The organism is Streptomyces sp. NPDC054975 (assembly GCF_053609105.1).
In genome coordinates this window covers 1-10,431 of sequence record NZ_JBSGWV010000088.1, presented here as the reverse complement: position 1 = coordinate 10,431, position 10,431 = coordinate 1, and the positions used below count along the sequence as shown (strand labels likewise).

The 10,431-nt window shown below is 71.9% G+C and carries 8 protein-coding genes; 3 read left to right on the top strand and 5 right to left on the bottom strand.

Translation table 11 applies throughout. The annotated features are described in order from the left end of the window. Positions 1–51: 51 nt before the first annotated feature. Together ACWF79_RS34290 and ACWF79_RS34285 are read right to left on the bottom strand one after the other, a co-directional pair. Positions 52–900, bottom strand: a complete 849-nt coding sequence (locus ACWF79_RS34290; protein WP_453732090.1) for a TetR family transcriptional regulator — start codon at positions 898–900, stop codon at positions 52–54. A gap of 121 nt (positions 901–1,021) precedes the next feature. Continuing rightward, positions 1,022–2,803: a 3-hydroxyacyl-CoA dehydrogenase family protein gene (locus ACWF79_RS34285; RefSeq protein ID WP_453732089.1), complete on the bottom strand. Its 1,782-nt coding sequence runs from the start codon at positions 2,801–2,803 to the stop codon at positions 1,022–1,024. 390 nt (positions 2,804–3,193) lie between these two features. On the opposite strand from ACWF79_RS34285, the gene ACWF79_RS34280 reads away from it, so the two are divergent. After that, positions 3,194–3,790, top strand: a complete 597-nt coding sequence (locus tag ACWF79_RS34280) for a HEAT repeat domain-containing protein (RefSeq protein WP_453732088.1) — start codon at positions 3,194–3,196, stop codon at positions 3,788–3,790. Here the strand turns inward: ACWF79_RS34280 and ACWF79_RS34275 are convergent. The 3 genes from ACWF79_RS34275 to ACWF79_RS34265 all read right to left on the bottom strand — a co-directional run bounded on the left by ACWF79_RS34275 (position 3,787) and on the right by ACWF79_RS34265 (position 7,115). Continuing rightward, positions 3,787–4,263, bottom strand: a complete 477-nt coding sequence (locus ACWF79_RS34275; RefSeq protein WP_453732087.1) for a RidA family protein — start codon at positions 4,261–4,263, stop codon at positions 3,787–3,789. The two genes, ACWF79_RS34280 and ACWF79_RS34275, sit on opposite strands and share 4 nt — an antisense overlap. A gap of 79 nt (positions 4,264–4,342) precedes the next feature. Beyond that, on the bottom strand, positions 4,343–5,995 hold the full coding sequence (locus ACWF79_RS34270; protein WP_453732086.1) for an alpha/beta hydrolase: 1,653 nt from the start codon (positions 5,993–5,995) through the stop codon (positions 4,343–4,345). 97 nt (positions 5,996–6,092) lie between these two features. After that, complete coding sequence (locus ACWF79_RS34265; protein WP_453732085.1) at positions 6,093–7,115, bottom strand: Rv2578c family radical SAM protein; 1,023 nt, start codon at positions 7,113–7,115, stop codon at positions 6,093–6,095. Between the two features lie 172 nt (positions 7,116–7,287). Between ACWF79_RS34265 and ACWF79_RS34260 the strand changes: the two genes are divergently transcribed. Beyond that, positions 7,288–7,731, top strand: a complete 444-nt coding sequence (locus ACWF79_RS34260) for an SRPBCC family protein (RefSeq protein WP_453732084.1) — start codon at positions 7,288–7,290, stop codon at positions 7,729–7,731. Positions 7,732–7,967: 236 nt separating this feature from the next. Beyond that, the gene (locus tag ACWF79_RS34255; protein ID WP_453732083.1) at positions 7,968–10,379 is read left to right on the top strand and encodes an MFS transporter; all 2,412 of its coding nucleotides are present in this window, start codon (positions 7,968–7,970) and stop codon (positions 10,377–10,379) included. The last annotated feature ends 52 nt before the right edge of the window (positions 10,380–10,431 follow it).

Sequence of the window (10,431 nt, the reverse complement as noted above, 5' to 3'; positions counted from 1 at the left end):
GGCGAAGGCCGCCCCGGGCGGGGCGGCCTTCGCCGTTCTCGTGCTGGTGGGTCAGCCCTTCAGCGCCTTCTGGATCGTCCGCATGACCTCGTCCAGCGGGGCGTCCGTACGGGCCACCGCGATCACCACGTCGCCCTCGCCGGACATGGTCGCCGTCGCCGCCGGTGCGGATGCGGACGCCGGTGCGGCGGTCTGCGGGCCGGCCTGCGTCGCCGACGCCGGCCGGGCGCCTATGCCGGAGCCGAAGGTCTCCCGGACGATGGCGAAGGCGTGGTCGAGCTGCGCCTCCACGTCTCCCTGGCCGCCCGCCCGCAGCCAGCGGCGCAGCACGTGGTTGTGGGCCGTGACGACCGCCGAGGCCGCCACCTCGGCCAGCAGCGGGTCGTCGTTGCCGTCGTGGTGGTCGCGCTCGTCGAAATGGCCCAGCAGATAGCGGGTGAACAGCCGCTCGTAGCGGGCCACCGAGGCGATCTCACGCTCCCGCAGGGTGGGCACCTCGCGGGTGAGCCGGTACCGCTCCACGGAGACCGCCGGGGACCCCGCGTACATCTTCATGACTTCCTTGATGCCCCGGCAGACGGTGTCCAGCGGGTGCTCGTGCGGCGGGGCGGCATTCAGTACCGCCTCCGCCCGCACCAGGGTGTCGTCGTGGTCGGGGAAGATCGCCTCTTCCTTGGAGCGGAAGTGGCGGAAGAACGTCCGTCGGGCGACCCCGGCCGCCGCGGCGATCTCGTCGACCGTCGTGGCCTCGTACCCCTTGGTCGCGAAGAGCTCCATGGCCGCCGCCGCCAGTTCCCGGCGCATCTTCAGCCGCTGCGCGGCCGCGCGGGTACCCGCCGGGCTCTCCGTCTCGGCGGTGGACAGGGACGTGGCACGGGGTGACTTCGCGGCCTTGGACATGTCCTGAACGTACTGCATCAGTGCGGGAGTGTGCCCAGGTGGGGGAGGGTCGCCGGGGCCCGTACCCGGGGCGCCGGAGGCGCTCCCGGGGCTCAGCAGCCCTCCCCAGCCCGCGGAGGGCTCAGCGACGGGCATATTCGCGGAAGCCGCGCCCCGTCTTGCGGCCCAGGCAGCCGGCCGCCACCAGGTGCTCCAGAAGCGGCGCGGGGGCCAGGCCCGGGTCACGGAACTCGCGGTGCAGCACCTGCTCGATCGCGAGCGAGACGTCCAGGCCGACGACGTCGAGCAGCTCGAACGGCCCCATGGGGTAGCCGCCGCCCAGCTTCATCGCCGCGTCGATGTCGTCCAGGGACGCGTAGTGCTCCTGGACCATCTTGATCGCGTTGTTCAGGTACGGGAAGAGCAGCGCGTTCACGATGAAGCCGGCCCGGTCGCCGCAGTCCACCGGGTGCTTCCGGATCTTCGTCGTGACCTCGCGGACCGTGGCGTGCACGTCGTCGGCGGTCAGGACCGTACGGACGATCTCCACCAGCTTCATCGCGGGCGCCGGGTTGAAGAAGTGCATCCCGATCACGTCCTGCGGCCGGGAGGTCGCACGGGCGCAGGCGACCACCGGCAGCGAGGAGGTCGTGGTGGCGAGCACCGCCCCGGGCCTGCAGATCTTGTCGAGCCGGCCGAACAGCTCCTGCTTGATCGCCAGGTCCTCGGCGACCGCCTCCACGGCGAGGTCGACCTCGGCGAAGGCGTCGAGCGAACCGGCCGCGGTGATCCGGGCCAGCGTCTCGTCCCGGGCCTCGCCGGTCATCCGGCCCTTGTCGACCGAACGGGCGAGGGACTTCGCGATCCGGGCCTTGGCGGTGTCGGCCTTCTCCTGGGAGCGGGCGGCGAGGACGACCTCGTACCCGGCCTTGGCGAAGACCTCGGCGATCCCGGAGGCCATGGTGCCGGAGCCGGCCACGCCCACCGAGCGGACCTCGCGGCCCTGGGCGGTGGCGGCGCTCTCCAGCGGGGTCAGCGCGTCGCGGACCACGGTGGCGGAGCCGGCCGCGTCGTACGTGTAGAAGCCGCGGCCCGACTTGCGGCCCGTGAGGCCCGCCTCGCTGAGCTGCTTGAGGATCGGCGCGGGGGCGTGCAGCCGGTCGCGCGACTCGCTGTACATCGCCTCCAGGACCGTACGGGCGGTGTCGATGCCGATCAGGTCAAGGAGCTCCAGCGGACCCATCGGCAGACCGCAGCCGAGCTTCATGGCGGCGTCGATGTCCTCGCGGGAGGCGTACTTCGCCTCGTACATCGCCGCGGCCTGGTTGAGGTAGCCGAAGAGCAGCCCGTCCGCGACGAAGCCGGGGCGGTCGCCGACCGCGACGGGCTCCTTGCCGAGGTCGTGCGCCAGGGCGGTGACGGCCTCGACGGCCTGCGGCGCGGTCAGGACGCAGGAGACGACCTCGACCAGCTTCATGGCCTGGACGGGTGTGAAGAAGTGCAGGCCGAGCACGCGCTCCGGGCGCGCCGAGTCGGCCGCGAGACGCGTCACGGAGAGGGCGTTGGTGCCGGTGGCGATGATCGTGTCGGGGCGGACGATGGCGTCCAGGGCCCGGAAGACCTCCTGCTTGGCCTCGTACGACTCGGGCACGACCTCGATCACCAGGTCGGCGTCGGCCGCCGCCTGGAGGTCGGAGTAGGTGCGGAAGCGGGCGAGGACGTCCCGCCGCTCCTCCTCGGTGATCCGCTCACGGGCCACCGCGCGGGCGGTGGACGCCTCCAGGGCGGCGACCGCCTGGGCGGCGGCGGCTTCGCTGATGTCGATACCGATGACCTCGCGGCCGGCCCGGGCGAGGACATCGGCGATGCCCTTGCCCATGGTGCCGAGACCGACGACGGCGATGGTGGAGAGAGGGGTGTCCATCAGGGGACTCCAGGAGGTGAAGAGTGACGACTGAAGGCGGCGATTGCGGGCGCGAAAGGCGAATCGCGCAGGCGAAACGGATCGCGGGGGGCGAAACGGATCGCATACGAGCGAACGGATCGCGTGCGGGCGAAACACGTCGCTGTGCGGGGCGAAACGGGTCGCGGTGCGGGCGCGGAAGGACGCGCGGAAAAGGGGGTGACGGACTCTGTCCCGAAGTCACGTCTGAAACTGCCGAACCGACACACTCGATCTCACGACGGCTGCGTCACCAGGCCGTTGTGAGGTGCGGGGGTTACCCGCTCACCTGAGATTAACCGGCGGGTAACGAGCGCGCCAGTCCCGGGGAGTTCGGAAAATGTGATCTGGATCGCGGATACGCTGACGGCCATGGAAATCGCCCAGGACCCGGAATTCTGCTCGATGATCGATCGATTGCGGGACGAGATCCACACCGGCGCGGAAGTCGATCGAAACACATTCGAAGAACTTGTCGCCCTCGACGATCCCGAAGAGTTCGCGCGCGTCCTGACCGCACCCGGCCAACCTCTCTGGGCCCGCGAGATCGCCGCCTTCCGGCTCGGCCTCGCCGGCGACCCACGCGCATTCGAGGCCCTGGTCCTCCTCCTCAACCACCGCGACCCCGAACGCTGCGTCTCCGCGGCCTACGCCCTCGCCCGGCTCGGCGACCCCCGTACGGCGCGGGCCGCCGCCGCCCTCGCCACCAACGAACTCCGCGTCGCCTACGCCCTCTTTCCGGTCCGGCTCCTCACCGACCTGCGCGCCCCCGAATCCGTACCGGCCCTGCTCGCCGTCCTCGAACGGCGCCTGGCGGGCGACGACCCGCACTGGCGCGTGGGCCTCGCCTGCGTCGAGGGCCTCGGCACACTCGCCGACACCCGCGCCCGCCCGGCCCTCGAAGCCGCCCTGCCGCACCCCCGCCTCGGCCAGGCGGCCGCTGCGGCTCTCGCCCGCCTCCCGACCTAGAGCCCGCCGTCCACCGCGAACAGCTTCACCGGGGCGGCCACGGCGTCCGCGACCTCGTCCTGCCTGGCCTCCTCCTCCGGGACCAGCGCGAAGGCCTCGATCTCGATCAGCAGCTCGGGGCGGACCAGCGCGGCGACCTGGACCGCCGAGCTCGCCGGCAGCGGGGCCGTGCCGAAGGCCTCGTCGCGCGCCGCCCGGACGGCCGGGAGGTGGGCGACGTCCGTGACGAAGTACGTCAGCTTCACCACGTCCGTGAAGTCCGCGCCTGCCGAGGCCAGGCAGCGGCGCAGGTTCGCGAAGACCTGGCGGGCCTGCGCCGCCGGGTCGTCCGCCCCGACGACGGCGCCGGAGGCGTCGAAGGAGCACTGGCCGGATATCGCGACGAACCGGCCGGTGCCCCAGACGACGTGGCTGTACTGGGGGCTGGCGGCGACACCGTCAGGGGCGGACACATGGGTCAGATGCGAACTCATGCCCGACATCCTCGCGCACCCCACTGACAGCCCGGGCCGGGCCCCCGGAAGGGGCCCGGCCCGGTGCTGCCCAGGGCCTTCAGCGCTCGTGACCGAGGAGCGCGTGCAGCACCGCGCCGCCCGTCCCGGCCGGCGTGGCCGACGGGGCCGAAGGGGCCGACGGGGTGACCGCCACGGCGGCACGCTTCGCGCCGGCCTTCTTCGGCTTCGTCTTCGGCTTCGGTTCCGGCTCCGGAAGCGCGGCGCAGACCGCGTCCGCCTCCGTCTGCCCGTCACCGCGGGGCACGGCCCCCGTCGCGAGGTAGGCCGCCAGGTGCTCGTCCATGCACGCGTTGCCGCCCAGCGTCACCCCGTGGTTGCCGCCGCCTTCCTCGACCACGAGGCTGGAGCCCCGCACCATCCGGTGCAGCGCCACACCACCCTCGTACGGAGTGGCGGCGTCGTCCGTGGCCTGGAGGATCAGGACCGGGGGCACCTCGTCGTTCGAGACGTCCGGCGGCGTCAGGGAGTCCACCGGCCAGAAGGCGCACGGAGCGTTGTACCAGGCGTTGTTCCAGGTGGAGAACGGTGCCTTGGCGTGCACGTCCCAGTTGTCCATGCGCCAGGTGCTCCAGTCGCGCGGCCACTTCGCGTCCCGGCACTGCACGCTCGTGTAGATCGAGTAGCCGTTGTCGGAGGCCGTGTCCGCCGCCGCGTAGTCCTCGTACGCCCGCGTCAGCGGGACCGCGTCCTTGTCGTTGACGTACGCCGAGAACGCCTCGGCGAGCTTGGGCCAGTAGCCGTTGTAGTACCCGCCCGGCAGATACGTGTCCTCCAGCTCACCGGGGCCCACCTTGCCGCCCGCCGGGGTCTTCCCCAGTGCGTCCCGCATCCGGTACCAGGCGGCTTCGACCGCCGCCGGGTCCTTCCCCAGTCCGTACGTGGAGTCCTGGCGGGCCACCCAGGCCATGAAGTCCTTGTGGCGGGTGTCGAAGGCGTAGTCCTGCGCGATGTTGTCCTCGTACCAGACCCCCTGTGGGTTGACGACGGAGTCCAGCGCCATGCGGCGCACCCGCTCCGGATGGAGCCGCGCGTACACGGCGCCGAGGTAGGTGCCGTAGGAGTAGCCCAGATAGGTGAGCTTCGGCGCTCCGAGCGCCGCCCGGATCGCGTCCATGTCCCGGGCCGTGCTGACCGTGTCGATGTACGGCAGGACGTCGGCGTACTTGTCCCCGCAGGCCTTCGCGAAGGCCTGTGCCCGCTCGACGCCCACCCGCTCGCCCTCCGCCCCGCTCGGCACCGAGTCGGGGCGGACCGGGTCGAAGTGGCCGGGACGGCAGTTCAGCGCGGGCTCGCTCTTGCCGACGCCGCGCGGGTCGAAGCCGATGACGTCGTACTGCGCGGCCACCTTCGCGGGCAGCGAGGCGGCCACGAACCCGGCCATGGTCCGACCGCTGCCGCCCGGTCCGCCCGGGTTGACCAGCAGCGGACCCTGGGACGTCTTCGCGGTGTGCGGCACCCGGGTGAGGGCGAGGGTGATGCTCCGGCCCACCGGGTCGTCGTGGTTCAGCGGCACCTTGAGGGTGGCGCACTGGAGCTTCGGATACGCCGTGGTGGCGCAGCCGCTCCAGACGAGCGGCGCGATCGGGCGGAGGGCGGGCTCGGGCCGGGGAGTCGCCGCTGCCGGCAGGGCGGTGGTCGTCCCGGCGACCAGAGCCCCAGCGGCGATCAGCATTCCTGCGCGTGTGGTCATAGGGCGTCCGTGCCCAGAAGGGAAGGCGAAAGGACATCTTCTGCCCAGAGTTGACCCGAACAGACGAACCGTCAGTTCATCGCACCAGGGGGAGGGGTCAGAGCAGGCTGAGTTGTTCGGGCGCGGGCGCCGGCTCCTCCGCCACCGGTATCCGGCGCGGCGCGCCCCGGCGGGCGGGTCCGATCCCGAACTCGGCGGCCAGCTCGTGGACCTGACGGGTGATCCGGCGCTGGTACCAGGTCGGCGCGTAGGCCCCGTCCGCGTACATCCGCTCGTACCGCCCCACCATGTGCGGGTGGTGCTGTCGCAGCCAGGTGAAGAACCACTCGCGCGCCCCGGGCCGCAGATGGAGGACGAGCGGGGTCACGGAGGTCGCGCCCGCCTCGGCGATGGCGCGCACGGTCTCCCGCAGCTGCTCGGGCCGGTCGCCGAGGAAGGGGATCACCGGGGCCATCAGCACCCCGCAGCCGATGCCGTGCTCGCCGAGCGTCCGCACGACGTCGAGGCGCCGCTGCGGGGAGGGCGTGCCGGGCTCGACCGTGCGCCACAGCTCCTGGTCGGTGAAGCCGACGGAGACGGAGATGCCGACCTCGGTCACCTCGGAGGCCTGCACGAGCAGATCGAGGTCGCGCAGGATCAGGGTGCCCTTGGTGAGGATGGAGAACGGGTTCGCGTGGTCCCGCAGGGCCTCGATGATCCCGGGCATCAGCCGGTAGCGGCCCTCGGCCCGCTGGTAGCAGTCCACGTTCGTGCCCATCGCGATGTGCGCGCCCTGCCAGCGGCGGGAGGAGAGCTGGCGGCGCACCAGCTCCGGCGCGTTGATCTTCACCACGATCTGGGAGTCGAAGCCGAGGCCGGTGTCGAGGTCCAGATAGCTGTGGGTCTTGCGGGCGAAGCAGTAGACGCACGCGTGCGTGCAGCCGCGGTACGGGTTGACCGTCCACTCGAACGGCATGCGGGAGGCGCCCGGCACCCGGTTCACGATCGAGCGGGCCCGCACCTCGTGGAAGGTGATCCCGCGGAACTCGGGGGTGTCGAACGTACGGGTGGTGACCGCGTCCGTGCCGAACAGCGCGGTCTCGGCGGCGACGGCGTTGTCGCCCAGATTGTCCCAGCGCATGGACGCCTCCTCGGTAGCGGTCTCCTCGGCCCACTCCAGAATAGAACAGATGTTCCCTTGATCGTCGCACGCCGGGCGGGAAGCCGTGGGGAACCCGGATTTGGGAGGCCCGCGCCCAGATGGTTGGCTGGGCGCCACACCCCTTGAAGAACCAAGTGCTGGAGGAAGTGCCATGGCGCAGGTCGAGGCCACCACGGAGCGGATCATCGCGGCGGACCCGGAGACGGTGTTCGACGCCCTCGCCGACTACAGCGGCACGCGCGCGAAGGTGCTGCCGGAGCACTTCAGCGAGTACGAGGTGCGCGAGGGCGGCGACGGCGAGGGCACCCTCGTCCACTGGAAGCTCCAGGCCACCAGCAAGCGCATCCGCGACTGCCTCCTGGAGGTCACCGAGCCCACCGACGGCCAGCTCGTGGAGAAGGACCGCAACTCCTCCATGGTCACCACCTGGACCGTCACCCCGGCGGGCGAGGGCAGGTCGCGGGCCGTCGTCACCACCGTCTGGAACGGCGCCGGCGGCATCGGCGGCTTCTTCGAGAAGACCTTCGCGCCCAAGGGACTTGCCCGCATCTACGACGCCATGCTGGCCAACCTCGCCACCGAGGTGGAGAAGTAACGCCCGCACGCTCACCGATTCGAGTGGTTTTCCCGCGACCCCCGCAAGAGTGCCCCGCGCACTCGGGGGTCGCGCGGCTCCCGTAAACGCGCTGATGAGCGCCCCAAGTGCGCCGCGTGGAAGGCCCGTTCGCGATCATCGGCGGCAGTGAGCCTCCCTACCGTCCGACTTGCTCCCGCTTCGCGCCCAATGCGAAGAATGGCGCGGCGCTGATGTCGTGACGAGGGGAGCAGCACGTGGGTGCGATCACGCTGGTGAAGGACGACGTACCGCGCCTTGCGGACGATCCGCCCGCCGGCCAGGCGCCACCGCCCCCGACCGAGGAAGGCGCCCTCGACCCGCGCCGCGTCCGGCTCGTCTTCTTCGGCCTGATGCTCGCGCTGCTGCTCGCCGCGCTGGAGCAGATGATCGTCGCCACCGCCCTGCCGAAGATCGTCGGCGAACTCCAGGGCCTGGACCGGATGTCCTGGGCGATCACCGCCTATCTGCTGACCGCCACCATCGGCCTGCCGATCTACGGCAAACTCGGCGACCTCTTCGGCCGCAAAGGCGTCTTCCTCTTCGCCATCGTGGTCTTCGTCATCGGCTCCGCCCTGGCCGGCTGGTCACGGTCGATGGACGAACTCATCGCCTTCCGGGCCGTCCAGGGCGTCGGAGCGGGCGGCCTGATGATCGGCGTCCAGGCGATCATCGCGGACATCGTCCCGGCCCGCGAACGGGGCCGGTACATGGGCCTGATCGGCGCCGCCTTCGGCCTCGCCTCGGTCGCCGGACCGCTGCTCGGCGGCTTCTTCACCGACCACGTCTCCTGGCGCTGGTGCTTCTACTTCAACGTGCCGTTCGGGCTCGTCACCCTCGCCGTCGTCGCCGTCGTGCTGAAACTGCCCAAGCCGGAGACCCGCGCCCGGCTCGACGTCCTCGGCGCCATCCTGCTCGCCGCCGCCTCCACCTGCCTGGTTCTGCTGACCAGTTGGGGCGGAACCGAGTACGCCTGGGACTCCAGGGTCATTCTCGGCCTCGCCGCCGGAGCCGCCGGAACGACCCTGCTCCTCCTCGTCGTCGAGCACTTCGCGCCCGAACCCCTCATCCCCCTGCGCCTGTTCCGCGACTCGGTCTTCACGGTCACCAGCCTCGTCGGGGCCGTCATCGGCATCGCGCTCTTCGGCGCCGCCAGCTACCTGCCGACCTTCCTCCAGATGGTCGAGGGCGCCACCGCCACCGAGTCCGGCCTCCTCATGCTGCCCCTGATGGGCGGCATCGTCCTCGCGTCGATCGTCTCCGGGCAGCTCATCACCCGTACCGGCCACTACAAGATCTACCCCGTGGCCGGCGGAGCCGTCTCCGTCGTCGGCATGTGGCTGCTCTCCCGCATGGAGACCGACACCCCGCGCCTCCACCACAGCCTCTGGCAGGCCGTCCTCGGCATCGGCATCGGACTGGTGATGCCGGTGCTGATCCTCGCCGTCCAGAACTCCGTCCGCCCCTCGGACCTCGGCACGGCCACCAGCGCCCACAACTACTTCCGCCAGATCGGGGGCAGCGTCGGCGCGGCCGTCTTCGGCACGCTCTTCGCCTCCCGGCTCGACGACGCCCTCGCCGACTCTCTCCCGCGTACGGCGAACGCCCCGCTCCCCGCCGCCGAATCGATCACCCCGCAGGCGGTGCACGCCCTGCCGCCGGCCCTGCGCGACGCCTACATCCAGGCGTACGCGGACGCGATGCCGCGCATCTTCCTCTATCTCGTGCCGGTCCTCGTGCTCGGCCTCGTCCTCGCCTTCTTCCTCAAGGAGAAACCGCTGGTGTCGAACCACACCCCCACCACCGAGGCCCCCACCGCCGTACCCCGCGCCCGAGGGGCCGCCGCTCCCACCGCCACCGTCGGATACACCGCGGGGCTCCCGGTCTGCGGCACGGTCCAGCACCACGACGGCAGCCGGGTCCCGCGCGCCGCCCTCACCCTCATCGACGTCCAGGGGCGGCAGATCGGCCGCGGCGGCAGCGGCGAGGACGGGCGGTACGCGCTCAGCGTCCCCGGGTCCGGCTCGTACGTACTGATCGCGGCGGCCGGAGGCCACCAGCCGCAGGCCGTCTCCGTCACCGTCGGCGAACGGCCCGTCGAACTCGACGTGGTCCTCGGCGGCGCCGGCCGGCTGGCCGGCTGTGTCGTGACCGCCGACGGAACTCCCGTACGGGACGCGGCGGTCACCCTCACCGACGTACGCGGTGACGTCGTCGCCTCCACGCGCAGCGGACGCGAGGGCGGCTACGTCATCACGGAGCTGGTGGCAGGGGAGTACACCCTCGCCGCGAGCGCCCCCGCCTTCCGGCCCGCCGCGCTGCCGGTGAGCGTGCAGGCCTCCCGCGAGACCCGCCAGGACATCGAGCTGGCGGGCGGCGCGGTGCTGCGCGGGACGGTGCGCGCGGGCGGCGGCCGGCCGGTCGAGGACGCGCGGGTGACGCTCCTCGACGCGGCCGGGAACGTGGTCGACACCCTGACGACGGGGCCCGACGGCACGTTCCGCTTCGTGGACCTGTCCTCGGGGGAGTACACGGTCATCGCCGCCGGCTATCCGCCGGTCGCCACCGTGCTCCAGGTCGCGGGCGGCGGACACACCGAACGCGACCTGCAGCTCGGCCACGAGGACTGACCGCCGCCCCGGGCGGCGGGCGAACACAGGGCGACGCCCCCTCCGATCGTTC